The organism is Actinomadura sp. NPDC049753, from assembly GCF_040674655.1.
Taxonomy (GTDB): Bacteria; Actinomycetota; Actinomycetes; order Streptosporangiales; family Streptosporangiaceae; genus Spirillospora; species Spirillospora verrucosospora.
The window spans coordinates 1-15,861 of the sequence record NZ_JBFARL010000022.1 but is presented as its reverse complement, the minus strand read 5'-3'; the positions used below and the strand labels follow the sequence as shown (position 1 = coordinate 15,861).

General features: G+C 68.4%; 14 protein-coding genes and 2 pseudogenes. 9 read left to right on the top strand and 7 right to left on the bottom strand.

Annotated elements, in window-relative coordinates; all coding sequences use genetic code 11:
- The first annotated feature begins 139 nt into the window (after positions 1–139).
- Positions 140–583, top strand: a complete 444-nt coding sequence (locus AB0K37_RS08850) for a helix-turn-helix domain-containing protein (protein WP_363976956.1) — start codon at positions 140–142, stop codon at positions 581–583.
- A gap of 671 nt (positions 584–1,254) precedes the next feature.
- Here the strand turns inward: AB0K37_RS08850 and AB0K37_RS08845 are convergent.
- Positions 1,255–1,500 carry a hypothetical protein gene (locus tag AB0K37_RS08845; RefSeq protein ID WP_363976953.1) on the bottom strand — a complete coding sequence of 82 codons (246 nt, stop codon included), beginning with the start codon at positions 1,498–1,500 and terminating at the stop codon, positions 1,255–1,257.
- 198 nt (positions 1,501–1,698) lie between these two features.
- Here AB0K37_RS08845 and AB0K37_RS08840 point away from each other — a divergent pair, with 198 nt between their 5' ends.
- Positions 1,699–2,244, top strand: a complete 546-nt coding sequence (locus AB0K37_RS08840; protein ID WP_363976950.1) for a sigma-70 family RNA polymerase sigma factor — start codon at positions 1,699–1,701, stop codon at positions 2,242–2,244.
- Complete coding sequence (locus AB0K37_RS08835) at positions 2,241–3,146, top strand: hypothetical protein (RefSeq protein ID WP_363976947.1); 906 nt, start codon at positions 2,241–2,243, stop codon at positions 3,144–3,146. Before AB0K37_RS08840 ends, AB0K37_RS08835 begins: the two co-directional genes overlap by 4 nt.
- An 897-nt stretch (positions 3,147–4,043) precedes the next feature.
- Here AB0K37_RS08835 and AB0K37_RS08830 read toward each other — a convergent pair.
- Positions 4,044–4,553, bottom strand: coding sequence for a RidA family protein (locus AB0K37_RS08830; protein ID WP_363976944.1), 510 nt, complete (start codon positions 4,551–4,553; stop codon positions 4,044–4,046).
- Positions 4,554–5,518: 965 nt separating this feature from the next.
- On the opposite strand from AB0K37_RS08830, the gene AB0K37_RS08825 reads away from it, so the two are divergent.
- Positions 5,519–7,045 carry a hypothetical protein gene (locus AB0K37_RS08825; protein WP_363976942.1) on the top strand — a complete coding sequence of 509 codons (1,527 nt, stop codon included), beginning with the start codon at positions 5,519–5,521 and terminating at the stop codon, positions 7,043–7,045.
- Between the two features lie 147 nt (positions 7,046–7,192).
- Here the strand turns inward: AB0K37_RS08825 and AB0K37_RS08820 are convergent, their stop codons facing one another.
- Positions 7,193–8,080, bottom strand: coding sequence for an ankyrin repeat domain-containing protein (locus AB0K37_RS08820; RefSeq protein ID WP_363976939.1), 888 nt, complete (start codon positions 8,078–8,080; stop codon positions 7,193–7,195).
- Between the two features lie 1,035 nt (positions 8,081–9,115).
- Here AB0K37_RS08820 and AB0K37_RS08815 point away from each other — a divergent pair.
- Positions 9,116–9,712 carry a hypothetical protein gene (locus tag AB0K37_RS08815; RefSeq protein WP_363976936.1) on the top strand — a complete coding sequence of 199 codons (597 nt, stop codon included), beginning with the start codon at positions 9,116–9,118 and terminating at the stop codon, positions 9,710–9,712.
- Between the two features lie 139 nt (positions 9,713–9,851).
- On the opposite strand, the gene AB0K37_RS08810 is transcribed toward AB0K37_RS08815, so the two are convergent.
- From AB0K37_RS08810 to AB0K37_RS08795, 4 genes and pseudogenes are all read right to left on the bottom strand, one after another.
- Positions 9,852–10,625 carry an FAD-dependent monooxygenase gene (locus AB0K37_RS08810; protein WP_363977089.1) on the bottom strand — a complete coding sequence of 258 codons (774 nt, stop codon included), beginning with the start codon at positions 10,623–10,625 and terminating at the stop codon, positions 9,852–9,854.
- 371 nt (positions 10,626–10,996) lie between these two features.
- Positions 10,997–11,866, bottom strand: a pseudogene (mca, locus tag AB0K37_RS08805) (mycothiol conjugate amidase Mca); the annotation flags it as partial.
- A complete protein-coding gene (locus AB0K37_RS08800) occupies positions 11,863–12,723 on the bottom strand; it encodes an alpha/beta hydrolase fold domain-containing protein (RefSeq protein ID WP_363976934.1) in 861 nt (286 codons plus the stop codon). The pseudogene mca and the gene AB0K37_RS08800, both read right to left, overlap by 4 nt.
- Before the next feature lie 12 nt (positions 12,724–12,735).
- Positions 12,736–12,864 (bottom strand): hypothetical protein, encoded by a 129-nt coding sequence (locus AB0K37_RS08795; protein WP_363976931.1) that lies wholly within the window; start codon positions 12,862–12,864, stop codon positions 12,736–12,738.
- 95 nt (positions 12,865–12,959) lie between these two features.
- Between AB0K37_RS08795 and AB0K37_RS08790 the strand changes: the two genes are divergently transcribed.
- The 4 genes and pseudogenes from AB0K37_RS08790 to AB0K37_RS08775 all read left to right on the top strand — a co-directional run.
- Positions 12,960–13,598, top strand: coding sequence for a TetR family transcriptional regulator (locus AB0K37_RS08790; RefSeq protein ID WP_363976929.1), 639 nt, complete (start codon positions 12,960–12,962; stop codon positions 13,596–13,598).
- A gap of 156 nt (positions 13,599–13,754) precedes the next feature.
- Positions 13,755–14,492 (top strand): VOC family protein, encoded by a 738-nt coding sequence (locus tag AB0K37_RS08785; RefSeq protein ID WP_363976926.1) that lies wholly within the window; start codon positions 13,755–13,757, stop codon positions 14,490–14,492.
- A 262-nt stretch (positions 14,493–14,754) separates the two neighbouring features.
- Positions 14,755–15,294, top strand: coding sequence for a DUF1062 domain-containing protein (locus AB0K37_RS08780; protein ID WP_363976923.1), 540 nt, complete (start codon positions 14,755–14,757; stop codon positions 15,292–15,294).
- A gap of 139 nt (positions 15,295–15,433) precedes the next feature.
- Positions 15,434–15,861: pseudogene (locus AB0K37_RS08775) on the top strand (hypothetical protein); the annotation flags it as partial.

The window sequence follows — 15,861 nt, the reverse complement described above, 5'->3', positions numbered from 1 at the left end:
GCTTGCACTACACCAGGATCCGGTTTCTTTTTAAAACCAGATTGCGACGACTCTAGAGCGTCCGGTTTAAACTTGCAACCACTTGGGTGAGTTGTTTCGGGCAGCCAGTCGGACAGGGGTAGTGATGCGAGCACGGGGTGTGAGTCACCAGCAGGCGGAGTGTCCGGTCGCCAGGACCGTGGACGTGATCGGGGACCGGTGGTCCCTGCTCATCGTCCGTGACGCCTTCGACGGGATCCGACGGTTCAGTGAGCTGCAGCGGAACCTGGGGCTGGCCAAGAACATCCTGGCGGCCCGCCTCCGTGACCTCGTGGCCCAGGACATCTTGGAGATCGTCCCGGCGGCCGACGGGTCCGCCTACCACGAGTACGCGTTGACCGCGAAGGGCCGAGAGCTGTTCAGTGTGATCGTGGCCCTCAGGAAGTGGGGAGAGACCTACCTCTTCGAGGAAGATGAGCCCCGCTCAGCGCTTCTGGACACCAAGAACGAGCTTCCCGTCAGGCTCCAGATCACGAATGCCACGGGCGGTCCCATCAGTGCCGCCGACACGTTCGTGCGCAAGGCATCCGCACGTTCGACTTGAACTCGAGGCGTCGAGCTGGGTCGGGCCGAGGCGCCCCGCCGTGATCGCTCACGGTGGGCCCCCGCCCGCCTGCTGCGCCAGGTGGGCGCGTTTCCATCTGGTCGGGCTCCTGCGGGTTCGTTGGTCCAGGAGCCGGGATCTTATTGCCGCGGGTAGGTAGGCGTAGCGTGAGATCTTGATCTTGGGGCTAGGACGGGTGACGGACGCGCGATCTTCGTCCGCGTTCGCGGCGTCGGTGGCCGACAACATCCGGCTGGTGAACGTGATCATGCTGGCACCTCTGTGCGGCCAGCAACGGCGCCAGCATCCGCGGGCAGTGGTGGGAGTAGGAACCCCGCAGCTGGTAGCGGACCCGTTCGGCGATGATCCGCTCGGTGGCCATCAGCTCGCGTGCCAGCGTCCGCGGCGCCTTCTCCCCGCCCGGCACCGCCGGGAACACACCCGCCGAACCGGACCGTCGGGGCATTCCAGGGCCGCGTTCACCATCCGGCCTAAGATCCCGCGCTTGCCCGGCATATGCGCCAGCTCACCGATCAGCTCCTTGCCACCCGCCGCTCCGCGCGGGCGTTGATCCGCTGAATCAGCCCGACCAACAGCTCCACCAGGCCGTCGACCAGCTCAGTCTGCCGAGTCCAGCAAAACGCGGCCAGCAGCGTGTACCGCTTGCGAAGTCAGACGGGAACATCTTCATCGCCCGCGCCCGCCAGGCCGCCACAATCCGCCACCACACCCCAGACGGCCGTCACACCGACGGCGAACGCCTCTTCGAACCGGTGTGCCGCCGAGGCGACCACCCGCTCCAGCTGCCCCTCGGTCGGCGGCTCGACGTGTTCACTGCGACACCGCTGCCTTACCGCAGCGGTCGGCCGGCTGCCTTCGTCATGATCGATCTCGCGTACGCGAACTCGCTCAGCCATGCCCGCATTCTGAAGTGATCATGCCAGACGACCGGGGAGGCTGACCTCGCCGCTCTCCGCGGACCACTCTGGCCAGGGGGGTGACGAAGCCGCACGGGAATTCTCCGATTCCGGGCGAAATGATCGGGGTGCCTCCACCAATGAAGAGAGCGACCGTATCCGTACCGGAAGTGGAGGATGCCACGATGGGGACCGCCTGTGTCAGATGACACTCAAAGGTTCGAAGCGGTCTACCGGGCGACCTACGACCAGATCACCGCCTACGCCGCACGCCGCTGCGACTCGCCGCAGGACGCGGCCGACGTGGTCGCTGAGACCTTCGTCATCGTCTGGCGCAAGATCGATGAACTGCCCCCGGGCGCGCAGGCGAGGCTCTGGGTCTACGGAGTGGCCCGCAACGTGCTGGCCGACCATCGCCGCAGCGCGCTGCGCCGCCAGGCGCGGCACCGGGACCTCGACGCGGAGATGGCCGACCTCTACGGTGATCTCGCCGACCGCAGCGTCGAGAGGAACGCGATCGCCCAGGCGTTCGCGACGCTTCCCGAGGACGACCGCGAGCTGCTTGCGCTGGTCGCGTGGGAGGGCCTGGACCGCAGGGAAATCGCCGCGATGCTGGGGCTCTCCCGCAACGCCGTCCGTATCCGGCTGCACCGCGCGCGCAGACGCCTGTCCCGGGCGCTCGAAGTAGCCGACGTTCGATTTACGGCGACCGATGCGGTCGTTCCCACAGGGAGATCACTATGAGGGACGTCGACGTGATCAATGAGCTGCTGAGGCCGCTGGCCCGGATCAGTCCGGACGAACCAGGCGGGCGTGCTGGCGGCGCCCGCGCGCAGGCGCTGTTCGCCGACATCGTCGCTCAGGAGCGGGACGCGACGACGACGACGGCGGAGCTCCCACGACGCCCGCGCGGGCGTCGCGTCGGGCATCGCGCGCTGCTCGGGCTCGCCGCGTCCGCCGTCCTCGCCCTCGGCGTCGTCCTTGGACCGAGCCTGCTCGGCGGCGGCGCGACCTCCTACGCCAACTCCGCGGTGGAGATCCACGAGGAGGGCGACACCTACGTCGCCCAGATCAAGGACCCCTACGCGGACCAGCGGAAGTTCTCCGAGGCGTTCCGTTCCCTCGGCCTCAACGTCGAGCTCAGGGTGATCCCGGTCTCGCCCAGCGCGGTCGGCGAGATCGTGAGCTTGGGTGGCGGTAACGCCCCGGTGAACGTGCCCATCGGAGCTCGTGAGGAGCCGGCGGACTGCGATCTGGCCGACAGCGGCTGCTTCATGGTGGTGACCGTCCCGGCGGCGATCAAGGGTACGCCCGACGTGGTGCACTTCGAGCTGGGCAGGCCGGCCAAGCCGGGGGAGGCCTACGAGAACAGCTGGCAGTCGGCCACCCGTCCCGGAGAGCCGCTGGCCGGCGTCAAGGTGAGCGGCCGAACCGTTGACGATGTGCTGGCCGAGGTCGGCAAGCACGGCTTGAGTGCGGAGTTCCGCCGCGTCGTGGTCCATGAGGGCGGGTACACGGTCGAACCAGTGGCCGCGGATCAGGTGGGCGGCGACTGGATCGTGTTCAAGGCCATACCTGCACGTGAGGGCGTGGTCGGCCTGGAGGTTACCGCCGAGCGCCAGACGGGCCTGCAGTACGCGGACTGAGCACCCAGCGCCCCGCCGTTCCATCGCCTTGGCGCAACCGCCACACCAACGACGATCGGCTACGCAGGATCGTCAAGAGGCCAACATGGCCTGCCGCAGCACTAGCCGTGGTAACCGAATGTGTTCACATGGAGGCTTCCCCATCGGCGGACTGAGGAGCCATGGGCGCGATAACTTCTCGGTGCGGAGGTGCTGCATGTCGCGGCGGGCCCGACGCGGCGGTTGGCCGGATCGGTGTGGGTCTGCTCCGCGTACGCCACGCCGTCGCCGATGACACGGTCGAATCGACGGCGACCCCACCGGTCGATCGCCATCCGGGCCAGGATCCCGGCAGCCACCCGGCAATTGGGCTCCTGACCAGGCAAAGCAGCGCTTGCAGTGCTGCATGAATGAACAAATTTAAAGATCGTTACCTCTGACAATTCTGACGTATTCACTGACGCTCGGGTGTCGTCCAACACCTGCCGCACTCCGCCCAACCGGTGCGAAGACGGGCTCGCGACCAAAGTGTTGACACCCATCCGCGGCGATCCCGACTGCCGCTTTGGCGGTAAGCCACAGACGACAGGCAGCCACTGTCGGAAAGGAGGACACCGATGATCTGGTCCCGCCGGCCACAGCCCGCGACCGGCCGCCGACTACGGCATCGAGCGCGATGGTGATGTTCTTTGCCTCGGCCTGGCCGAGCTCGGCGAGAAACCGGATCGTGCATTGCGGCGTTCTCTTGCTGAGCTGAGTCAGCCCCATCATCGTCGCCTGAAACCTGCAGCGCAGGCGACCGTCGCGCGCGTCCCAACGAGGAAGCCAGAGTTTGAAGGTGAGCGACCCGGTGTCGGGAACGCTGTCTGTGTGATGGGTCGCGACGGATCTCCTGATCCTCGTGAACGGCGTGCGTCCTCAGTCACCGAGATAAAGGGTCAGCTCGCAGGCAACGGGCGCCTCGCGCGGCAGGTCGTTCTGGTACAGCGAGATCCGGGCGTGGCCTCCGCGGTCGGGCCCGAACACCTCGACCAGCAGGTCGGAGGCCCCGTTCACCACGGCGGGGGCCTCGGCGAACCCGGGGACGCAGTTGACGTAGCCGGCCAGCCGGACGACCTGGGTGACACGGTCCAGACTGCCGAGCTCGGCGCGCGCCATGGCGAGCAGGTTCACCGCGACCAGCCGAGCAGAGCGGTACCCGTCGCCGACGCTCAGGTCGCGGCCGAGCTTTCCGCTGATGGGAAGGAAGTCCTCGCCGTCCTCGTGCTTGGCGGTGCCGTAGGTCCCGGACACGTAGAACAGGTCACCGGCCCGGACCCCGTAGCGGAAGTTGCCGATGGGGGTCGGCGGCCGGACGCCAGCGAGACCGAGCCGTGCGAACTCCCGCTCCGGTGAACCGTCCGTTTTCTGGTTCTGGCCTTCGTCCATCTGTCCCGTCCTGATCGCGCTGGTCGGCCATGCCCCTGCGGCGGCCTCCGTCGAGGATGACATGGCCGACGCCATCCGGCCGCCCTCGCCAGTTGTCGGCGATGCATCGCGATTGTGGAAGTCAGCGACCGAGGTAGCGGGGGTCCACTGCGATCAGTGCATTACAAAGCGAACGTTCCAACCCGGCTACTGATTCAAGATCACTCTCAGCGCCAACGGCTGTCCGCAGGGTCCTCAACCCCGTTATTGGACGGCGGGCGGTTTCAAAAGCCAGACCGGCGCCGAGGCGCGCCTCGACCTGGCCGCAAAGGTCAGCGTAACCCGCGTTTGGTGATCGGCAGCCGTGAATTCTGCGAGGCTGGTAGTTGAGGTCGGCGGCAATGGCGTCCAGGTCTGCCTGGGTGAATGTGCGCAGGTCGCGATTCTTGGGCAGGTACTGGCGCAGGAGGCCGTTGGTGTTTTCCTTAATCCCTCTCTGCCAGTGGCTGCGACGTTTGCAGAAGTAGACGGCATGGCGGTGTCGGCGGTGAAGAGGGCGTGTTCGGCCAGCTCGCGACCGCGGTCCCAGGCCAGCGTTCTCCGCAGGTGGGGTTCGATCTGCGGGGCGGCGTGGGTGAGATGCGGCCGGACTGGTGGGCTGTGACGCCGTCGGGAGCGCGACGAGGCAGACCAGGCGGCTGGTGCGTTCGACCAGAGTGGCAATGGCTGAGGGGCGGGTTCCCATGACCAGGACGCCTTCCAGTGGCCACTGGTCTTGCGGTCGTCGGCCTCGACGGGGCGTTGGGTGATCGGCAGCATGTCGCGGATGCGGCCACGGCCGCTGGGCTGTCGTGCCTTGCGTGCGATTCCCGCGATCACGGCGTTGGGCCGAACCGGGTTGGCAGGTGGGGCCAGGAACTGCTGGTACAGCCAAGGCGATCCGCAAGTCGCCTCAAGAGCCAGACCGATGACAGTAGGCTCGCCGCGTGGAACTACCCGGTTGGCTTGAGGGCAAGTCGGACGAGGAAGTGATTTCCGCTCTTCGAGCGGAGGTCGATAATGACCACAACAGGTTGGCTGACAGAGAGAAGCTGACGTTTTTTTACGAGCTGATCGATGAGCCCGAAGAGGACTTGGCCGGGGAGTGGGACGCGTACTGCCGTCACGCCTCGCTTGTGGACGAGCGGGTGAGTCGGCTCCGGTCGGCAGCCCTGGCCCGATTCGACCGGGAGGTTGTCCCGTTGCCTCCGGCCGATGCCGCCGCAGTGGTGTACGGCGATGACGACTTCTGGTTTCCGGGTTTTGTGGCCGATCGACGCCACGGCGATCGTGACCCCACCGACGATCCCTGGTCTGACTTGACCCCCGAGGAGCAGCTATTGCAGGCCATCTTCGGGACGAGGCCCGCCAGTCGGAGCGAGCTGGCCGGCGAGCGGCGTCGTACGGCCCGTGGGGCAGCCGAAGGGCGGGACTACGCCGTGTGGCGGTCGACTCATCAGCCGCCGGATCCGACGGCCCGGTTGGCTGCCGAGTCCCGGGTGGCCCGGGATCGCGCCGCGATTGAGCGGCGGTTCGCCGACGACTGGGGCATCGAGCTGCCTGACTCGATCTTCCGGTATTGGCTGTTCCTGGTGTCACTCGGGCCGGTCGAACAGCGTGCGCTCCACGACACGGACCTACGACCGTTCGGGATCATGGACCTGTTCGACGACCCCGCGTGCCCGCCGCGTGTGGGCCTCGACGTTCGGGTGCACGGCCGCTACTACCGGGATCCGCCCGAGTTTTTGACCTTCATGCACGGCGGCACCGACGGGCTGCACTTCGGACTTTGGTACGACGACGGCCGCACCTGCACCGGCGTCGCGTCCTACTACAACAACGACGGTGGTGGCGTCGGCCTGCCGTACGGCACTCCGCTGGAGGCGGTACGCGAACAGATCGAATGGCGTCAGGCTCACCTTGACAGCGAGGCCGGCAAGGACGAGCCGATCGCTGCGAACCTGGTGGAGGAGCGGTTCAGGCTGCGGGCGCTGCGGGAGGTCCTGATGGCTTTCGAGACCGGTGACCGGCCCGACGAGGGCAGGGCCTACCACGAGACGTACCGGGACGAGCATGAGGTACTCGAGGACGGCGACCCGAGCCGGTTCGAGACCCTGGACGGTGGTGGGGCGCTGGCCGACGGTGAGTCGGTTGTTCCGCGCGGCCGGCAACGTCCCTATGACCGCTACGGCTGGTGCACCAACCTGCACGAACAGCTGACCGGGGATCCCGGTGTGGTCGCCGCGTGGGTCACCGAGGCCCTGCGGCGTTGCGCCGCCGGGGATCCGGCTGGCGCCCTCACTCTCGGGCGTGACCTGCACTGGGCCAGTGGGGGAGACGCCGAACGGGAGCGTCAGGCACACGAGCTACTCGTTGCGGCTTATCGGGCTCTAGGCCGGCACAACCTCGCCGGGATCGCCGACGCGCACCACCGGCACCGCGACCTCCCCCAGGTGGGCGTGCTCCTTACCTGAACGATCCTGATGCGAGGAATGCAGTCGGCTACGGTGAACTGGCCTCGTGGGTGCGCGGGGCGAAGAGCCGGCGCTTGAGGTTGAGTTGGATGTCTCCGTGCGGGTCGTATGGGGGTAAAACGGCGGGTCAGGCCGCCGTTGCGGCGATTAGTCCCGGAGGTCGAGCAGGTCGACGATGGTCTGGTGCCCTTTGATCCGCGCGATGTCGAGCGGTGTGGCGTTCACTGGGTAGCTCTCGAACGGCTTCGTCAGGCCGCCCCCGGGGTCCGCGCCCGCCGTGAGCAGGGCACGCACCACCTCGACGTGACCGTTCTCTGCCGCTTCGTGCAGCGGGGTGAACCCGTAGCTCTCTGTGATGTTCGGGTTCGCTCCGGCCTCGAGTAGCAGCCGTACCGGGTCGAGATGACCGTGGCGGCTGGCGTAGTGGAGCGGGGAGACGCCGTCCTTGTCGCGCGAATCGAGATCGACCCGCTTCGTCGCGATGAGCAGCTCGGTGATCTCAGCGGTGCCCCGCGACGCGGCGTGCGACAACGGGGTCTGCTCCGCCTTGGACGTCGCCAGTTCGACGTCGATCCCCCCGTCGATCAGCATGCGCGCGATGGCGACGCAGTCTTCGTATTCGTCGTCCGGGTGGGATCCGATCTCCGCGCGAATCTCGTCGCGGCCGGTGAGAACCGTCTCGACGCCGTCGCGTACCACGGTGACCTCGTAGGCCACCGGCCGGTCCTTGGTGTGCTGGATCACTTGGTGCAGTGCGGTGAAGCCGCCCGGGAGAGCGATCCCCGGATCCGCGCCCGCCGCGAGCAGCGCCTCGACGCCGTCTCGGAACGCCTCGCGCGCCGCGACCAGCAGCGCCGTCCAGCCCCGCTCGTCGGCGACGTTCACATCAACGCCAGCCGCTATCTGCTTCTTGAGGACGGTCAGATTCCCCATGTACGCGGCGGTTCGCAGGACATCCGCCCGCGAGACGTCGCCGGAGTCCGTAATAAGTCCCGCGGTGTCGGTCGGATTCACCGCACCATCAATGTCCGCCACGTGTCGCCCTCGGCTGCTGTTGCCCGACATCTCGTCAAGATCAAAAATTGTGTCATAAGGGAGTGCCACCACGACCTGCGGTTGCGGTGCGGCCGCACAGCTGGCGAGTTGCCTTGACTGGACATTTCGCCCGTTCTCATCCGTCCGGTGCGAAGCCCGGAGCCGTCCGCGTGTGTACGCGGATGTGCCAACCGAAACCGGAGCCGGCGTTTCGTGTACGACGGCCACTGGCTCCTTGACCTGGAGGGCGAGGGGCCGCGGCTCCACGAACTGGACCTCAGCAGGGCGGAACTGCCGGGGTGCCCGTCCCAAGACGGTGTCGCCGGGGCGGGTGACCGACAAGTCCGCCAGGGGGCTCATCGAGGGGTTGCGGATCAAGCGCGCCTCCGTGGACCCGTCCGGCGTCAAGCTCAGTCGGCCTGGTCGAGATCAGCAGGTCTAAATCGAGCTGTGGAGCCGCCGGAGCGGCACGCAGCATGTGGCCGTCTCGGATCGGCCCGATGCGGTGGTGGCCTGGTTCGCGCAGGACGCCAAGTCCTACCGGGAGAGGCTGAACGTCGTGACCGACGCGGTGACGTTCCATGACGTCCCGCTGCTGGCACCCGGAAGTGGCCGTTCGCCACGGGGGAGGCGATGCACCGCCGTACGACGGTCACCGCCATGCTCACCAGGCCGCCTGACCGGGCCTGGCCCCTGGTGCCCCAGTGGGGCGGTGTCACGCCGTTTCGCCGGGGCAGCACCCCTTCCAGGGCCCTATGGTCAGGCCATCGTTTCCAGTACTCCGCCCTCGAACGTGTCTCCAGCCGCCAGATGGAGCCCCGGCCCGTCCCGGCGCGGCGAAGCGCTAGATGACGGCGGGCAGCCTTCACCGGTCTGATGGTCGGCGTTCTCGGCGGTTTGAGAGACCGCCCGCGCCAAAGCTGAACTGGCAGCCATTGCTTGACGATAGCCACCAGGAGAGAACTGCGATTTCTGAAGGCTCTCCAGAAAATCGTCAGCTCCGCAGTCTGCGCCTCTGAAGTGTAAGCTCCCGTGGTGATCAATGAGGAGGCCTGCCGGCTTGGGCGCGAAGCCGCGCGGCGCCTTGCCCGGCGAGGCAGTGTCGAGATCGCGCCTGGTCTCACCGAGGCCGAGTTCGAAAGCATCGAGCGGACCTATGGGTTCGAGTTCGCCGATGATCACCGGGCGTTCCTGGCGGAGGGACTTCCGCTCAGCGGGCCTTCAAGGCCACGGCGGAGTGGGAAGTCGCCCTGGCCGAACTGGCGCAGTGGGGTGCCTGCGGAGCTGCGCAAGCAGCTCCATTGGCCGGTTGAGGGAGCCCTCTTCGACGTTGAGAGAAACGGACTCTGGCTTTCCGCCTGGGGGCAGCGGCCGTCCGATCCCGTGGTAGCGGTCGACCTTGCCCGATCCCACCTGGAAGAGGCTCCGAAACTCGTTCCCATCAGGGGGCATCGCTATCTCCCCGCTGGTTGCGGTGATTATGGGCATCCCGTCTTGTCGATCGTTCAGACCGACGTCATCTTCTACGGGACCGACATCGCCGACTACATCACCAACGAGTTCAACGGCTGGCACATCAGCGCTGACTGGACACCTCCGCCCCTGGTCCCCTTCTGGAGTGACTTCCTATGACTTGACCGCATGCGTGGTGGCTCCCCGGGACGGGTGACGTCGCCTATCCCGCTCGGTCATGCCCGCCTCGGCTGCCTGGCCCTTACGCGATAGCCCGTCGGGCCCAGCCAGACGAGGAGGAGACACGAGGCATCTGCTTTCAGTAGGTCTTCAGGGACAGATCGGTGTCGTGCTCGTCTGACGGCTCGGCGAGCTGGGTGGCCATGGCGTCGAACACTTCTTGGGTGGGCTGGGCGAAGACGTACTGGCTGCCGTGGACGCCGATCTCCTGGTTGCGCGCGACATGCTCGCGCAGGGCCGATTCGTAGGCGGTGAAGGCGGTCCGGTGGTCGCCGTCGGCGGCGGCGAGCTCGCCGGCCAGGATGTAGGCACCGATCAGTGCCTGGGAGGTGCCGCGTCCGGAAGTGGGGGCGGCGCAGTGGGCGGCGTCGCCGACGAGCACGATGCGGCCCTTGGACCAGGTCTCCATGCGGATCTGGGCCATGGCGTCGAAGTAGAGGTCACGGGCTGCGTCCAGTTTCTCCAGCAGGGTGGGCGTCTGCCAGCCGAGGTGGGCGGCCCGCTGCCGGAGGATCCGCTTGTGCGCTTCGATGTCGCGCCGCCCGTAGGTCAGGGGTTCGTCGGACTTGAACAGCAGGCCGACCCGAGCTGCCGCGTTGTTCTTGACGCTGAAGATGCTCAGCGCTGCTGTTTCGCCGTCGCCGGTGGCCATTCCTTCGTGGTCGAGGTTGAGGTAGTTGTCGGTCTCCCAGTAGCCGTAGTAGCAGCCCAGAAAGTGGGAGAAGTCCTCTTCGGGACCGAACGCCAGCCGGCGCACCACCGAGTGAGCGCCGTCCGCGCCGATCACCAGATCGAACCGCTCTGGGGCCCCGTGCTCGAAGGTGACGCTCACCCCGTCCTCGTCTGGTTCCAGTGCGGTGATCGAGTCGCGGAAGCGTACTCGACCCCGGCCTGTACGGCCTTGCCGTGAAGGATCTCGATGAGTTCGTCGATGAGGACCTCCAGCTCACCGGCGTCCAGGATGGACGGTATGACGGCGTGCGGCGCGCCGTCGGCGTCCACGACGGTGCAGTCGCCGATGCCGGTGTCACGCTCCTTCACTTGCTCCAGCAGGCCCATCCGCTCCAGCACGGTCAGCGCGGGGCCGCGGAAGTCGACCGCCTGGCCGCCCTGGCGCAGGGCAGGGGCCTGTTCGACGACGGTCGGGGCGAATCCGTGGTGCTGGAGCCAGTAGGCGACCGTCGAGCCCGCCACTCCGCCGCCGGAGATCAGCACCTTGGGTGGCCGTAGTCCGGAGAACAGGTCGTCCTCGGGGAGGGAGGTCTGCACGTGTGAGCGGGCCAGGTGGTAGTCCTCGGTGGGCCAGACCTCCCGCTCGACGTCGCGGTTGTGCAGCATGAGGCCGGCGTTCGGGTCGATCTGGGTGGCGTGTGCGAGCAGCGCTCGGTCCCTGACGCTGAAGTACTCGGCGCAGGGCACCTGGGTGGTGAACTGCGGCGCGGGAACGTCGTCGGGGAATTCGGCCAGGACGGCCTGCATGCCTGAATCGATGCCGCAGGCGGTCATCGCGTCGTGCATGGTCTGGAACCAGGCCTTGGAGAAGGCGCCGTGGTAGTAGAGCTTGAGCGGCTGCCAGGGCTGCCCGGTGCCGGGGAACTGGTCGGCTTCGCCTGCTGCCTCGAACGCCGCGACGGTCACTTCATGGGTTCTGAGGTGGTCGGGGTGCGGGTAGCCGCCGGTTTCGTCGTAGGTGACGATGACGTGTGGGCGGAACTCGCGGATCAGCGCCACCAGCCGTCCAGCGGCTTCCTGCAGCGGGGCGAGGGCGAAGCAGCCCTCCGGCAGCGGCTGGCCCGCCGCCGGCAGCCCGGAGTCGACGAAGCCCAGGAATTGCTGCCGGGCGCCGAGGACGTCCCGGGCGGCCTCCATTTCGGCCTGCCGGATCGCGGCGAGGTTGTCGCGCACCTCGGGCCGGTCCATGGCGGGGTTGAGCACGGTGCCGCGCTCGCCGCCGGTGCAGGTGACCACCAGGACGTCCGCGCCCTCGGCGGCGTATTTCGCGAGGGTCGCGGCGCCCTTGCTCGACTCGTCGTCGGGGTGTGCGTGCACGCTCATCAGGCGCAATGGTTCTCTTTGAGCAACACGCAGGTTCATGCAGACCTTCTGTCAGTGAAGTCCGCCAGGCGGCGGAGAAAAGTGGTCGTGGTCGTGAGCGGCGTGCCGGTCAGCATCGCCAGATGGAAGACGTGGGGCATGCCTTCGTAGACGTCGAGGGCGGCGTGAGTGCCGGCGTCCTCGGCCGCCGCGGCGAAGCGGCGTACGTCCTCGGCCAGCACCTCTCGGGAGCCTGCTACCAGCAGCAGGTCCGGCAGCCCGGCCAGGTCGCCGTGCAGCGGTGACTGCGGCGCCTGATCGGGCCGCGCTCCCGCCAGGTACTGGGCGCAGACCCGCTCCAGCACGGCACGGTTGATCAGGTCCTGCCCGTCGTCCGCCTCCGGGGAGAGGCTGGACAGGGTCAGGTCGGTCACCGGCGACACCGCGACGGCCCTGGGCAGCGGTTTCCCCGCGGTCTTGAGCGCCAGCAGGGCCGACAGCACCAGGGTGCCGCCCGCCGACTCGCCGAACAGGACGACCTCTGCCGCTCCGCGGGTGAGCAGGTCGTCGTGCGCAGCCAGCACGTCGTGCAGCGCCGCCGGGTACGGGTGGGCGGGGGCCAGTCGGTAGTCGACGGCGAAGACCGGGCGGCCGGTGGCCTTGGACAGGTGGTAGCCCAGGAGCCGTTCGGCTCGCGGCTCGGTGTGCGCGAAGCCCCCGCCGTGGACGTACAGCACTACTCCCGCGTCGGTGCCGGACCGCCCGGAGACGTTCACCCACTGGCCGGGCAGGCCGCCCGCGCCGGGGAGCGCGGGCGCCTGGTCGGAGTCGGCGGGCAGGTCGGGAACGCCGGCCGTCAGCAGGTCGAACCGAGCCCTGACGGCGGCGATCTCTTCGGTGGTGGCGCGGATGTGCATGGGTGTCTCTCCTTAGCGGCCCTTCCTGCCGCGCAGGGGCAGCGGCTTGCGGAGCAGGGGGCGGGGGTTGGGACGGATGTGCTTGCCGTACGCGAACGGGGTCTTCCTGGACGCCGGCGGTGGGGTGATGCGCAGGTTCATGCGCGCTCCTCTCGTTGGGACGCCAGCAAACTTAGAACGAGGCTAAGAATGTGTCAAGAATAAATTTAGCTGCGACCTATGGAACACTGGGTCGCATGACCGCTGGACTTCGTGAGCTGAAGAAGCAGCAGACCCGGCAGGCGATCTCCGACGCCGCGACCCGGCTGTTCCTGGAGCGCGGGTTCGAGAAGGTGTCCCTCACCGAGATCGCGGCGGCCGCCCAGGTGGCCAAGATGACCGTCAGCAACTACTTCCCCCGCAAGGAGGACCTCGCCTTCGACTACCACGAGACCCTCACCGCGAGCCTGGCCCGAGCCGTCGCCCTCCGACCGGTGGCCGAGTCCGCGCTGGCCGCCCTGCGCCGCGAGTGCCTGGCCGCTATCGAGCGGCACGACCCCGTGATCGGCTTCTCCGGTCCCGGGTTCGCCCGGATGATCGCCGGCAGCCCCACCCTCACCGCCCGGCTCCGCGAGCTGCACGACCAGTGCGAGGACGCCCTCGCACAGGTGCTCTCCGCCGACACCGCGACCGCCCCGGGCGACCTCACGCCCCGGGCCGCGGCCGCCCTGCTCGCCGCCGCGTACCGCACCCTGTTCCGACAGATCATGGAACTGACCCTGGCGGGCAAGGACGACCAGGAGATCACCGCCATCGTGACCGGCAGCGGCCGCCAGGTCTTCGCCCTGCTGGAACCGTCCCTGGCCGACTATGCGGTGCGCAAGCCACCGTCGTGACGGCGAACCCGAACTGGCGGAGACGACATGGCCGGGGCGCCGGCACGCGCGCCCGGCCTTCACCCCCTCATACCGCCGACGATCGCAGGCCGGGAGGGCGTATGACCTGCTGGCGGGTTCAGAGGACTGCCCCATCTGGGCTTAGGGTTGGGCGCCATGGCGCTGCAACTTGTTCAGGTGAACTTCAAGGCTCGTGATGACTCGGCACTTGGCCGGTTCTGGGCGGAGGTGCTCGGCTGGGGCACTTCCAGCGAGGGGCCCGGCGTGACCAACCTTGAGCCCGTGGGCTTCGACTGGCCCGACCCCACCGCCGTCTGCGTCGACCTCGTCACCGTTCCGGACCCCGAAACGGTGAAGAACCGGGTGCACCTCGATCTGGCCACCACCTCCGAGGCCCACCAGGCGGAGATGGTCGCGCGCCTGAAGGATCTCGGTGCGACGCCCGCGGACGTGGGCCAGGGCGATGTCCCGTGGACGGTCATGGCCGATCCGGAGGGCAACGTCTTCTGCGTGCTGGAGCCTCGGGAGATCTACCGGGACACCGGGCCGATCGCCGCGGTGGTGGTCGACTGCGCGGATCCGCAGGCCATGCTGCGGTTCTGGGGCGGGGCGATGGACTGGACCGTGCACGAGGAGACCGATGATCGTGTGGTGCTGCGCTCCGCCGAGGGCGTCGGTCCGTATCTGGAGTTCTTCCGCACGCCCAGTGTGAGGACGTGGTGGAACCGCGTGCATCTCGACCTGCTGCCCGACCCCGTGGAGGCCAAGGACGCGGAGGTCGCCCGGCTGCGGGGTCTCGGCGCCACTGACCTGGACCTCGGCCAGGGCGACGTGCCGTGGACGGTCCTCGCGGACCCGGAGGGCAACGAGTTCTGCGTTCTCGGCCGGGGCTGACACGGGCCACGAGAAAACCGCTTGAGCCTTCCTGCGGGGTCCCGTAGGTTGCCTGCGGCCCTGTCGCAGTGAAGACAAAAGGACAGAACCGCGTGACCCCGCCTGCTCTTTAGACCTGACACCTTCTTCCGCTCATCTGTAGCCGACGCTCTCGTCGGCTCTGCCGGGCTGCCGTTGCGCGCCCGGTCATTCAGCGTTTGAGGCCGCGCGTAATCGGCCTCGTGTCAGGTCTAGAGGGCTCATGTCTTCACAACCTCATATCGTGCTGCCCTGGGTCGTCCACCGCACCAGGCTGCCTCTGCTGTCGCTGCGGTGCGTGGACTGCCTCTCGGAGTCGGCCGCCACAGGCGAGGGCAGGTTCCGCGTCAACGCCAACGGCAAGCTGCTGGACGTGTGGCTGCTGGTCCGCTGCGCGTCCTGCGATCGGACGTCCAAGATCCCCGTGCACGAGCGGGTGCCGGTCAGGTCCCTCGATCCGGCCGAGCTCCACGGCTACCGCGTCAACGATCCGGAGCTGGTGGCGGCCAGGCTGCTGGATCCGCTGCTGGCCCGGCGCAACCGCTTCACCCTGGACTGGACGGGAGCCTGGCGGCTGCACGTCCCGTCGCCATGGGTGGACGGGGCGTGGCCGGTCCGGGTGGAGGTCGTCTTCGAGGATCCGGTGCCGGTGCGGCCGGACCGGCTCATCGCGCAGGGGCTCGGCCTCAGCAGGAACGAGGTGCTGCGCCGGGTCAAGTGCGACGTGCCGCTGCGCCGTCCGAGGACCGCCGGCTTCACCTTCACGGTGATGGCCAGGGACTAGCGGGGAAGGACCGGGCGGGCCACCCGGCCCGCCCGGCGCTTCCCCCGATGGGAAGCCTCACCGGCGGCCCTGCGCCAGTCGTCCTGCGCGCTCCGGAGTTCCGTCGGTGGCGGAATCCGCGCTGGTAGCGTCTGCAGGCGTGCCAGACCGGTTCGAGGCGTCGTTGCCGACGCGGTGGAAGGCGCCGCTCGTGGCGGGCGCGCTGGCCGCGCTGTCACCAGTGCTGCTCCTGGCGCCCCGCGGCGTTCCGGCGGAGGCCGGGCGCCCGCTGGTGACGGCGCTCGTGGTCGTCCACGCCGCAGCGCTGTGGTGGCTGGGTTCGCGGCCCGCCGTGGTCACCGCGGTCGCGGTGGTCTCCGGGGCGGCCCTGCAGTGGCTGGTTCCGGCGGCCGGGACGGGGATCGCGCTGGTGGTGCTGAGCACGTTCGCCTGGCTGCGGCCGGCGCGGACGTCGCTGTGGGCGGCGGCGGGGACGGCGGCCGCCGCCGACCCGCCCGTCCGCGTGCTGGTGCTGTCGGCCAGCGGCGAGCAGCAGGACGTCCTGGAGGCGGTGAAGGCGGGCGCGAC

Bases quoted from the DNA above. Each gene is read 5' to 3' on its own strand.
- AB0K37_RS08845 (WP_363976953.1), bottom strand. From the start codon at position 1,500: ATGGCTGAGCGAGTTCGCGTACGCGAGATCGATCATGACGAAGGCAGC.
- AB0K37_RS08835 (WP_363976947.1), top strand. From the start codon at position 2,241: ATGAGGGACGTCGACGTGATCAATGAGCTGCTGAGGCCGCTGGCCCGG.
- AB0K37_RS08830 (WP_363976944.1), bottom strand. From the start codon at position 4,553: ATGGACGAAGGCCAGAACCAGAAAACGGACGGTTCACCGGAGCGGGAG.
- AB0K37_RS08800 (WP_363976934.1), bottom strand. From the start codon at position 12,723: ATGCACATCCGCGCCACCACCGAAGAGATCGCCGCCGTCAGGGCTCGG.
- AB0K37_RS08795 (WP_363976931.1), bottom strand. From the start codon at position 12,864: ATGAACCTGCGCATCACCCCACCGCCGGCGTCCAGGAAGACCCCGTTC.
- AB0K37_RS08790 (WP_363976929.1), top strand. From the start codon at position 12,960: ATGACCGCTGGACTTCGTGAGCTGAAGAAGCAGCAGACCCGGCAGGCG.
- AB0K37_RS08785 (WP_363976926.1), top strand. From the start codon at position 13,755: ATGGCGCTGCAACTTGTTCAGGTGAACTTCAAGGCTCGTGATGACTCG.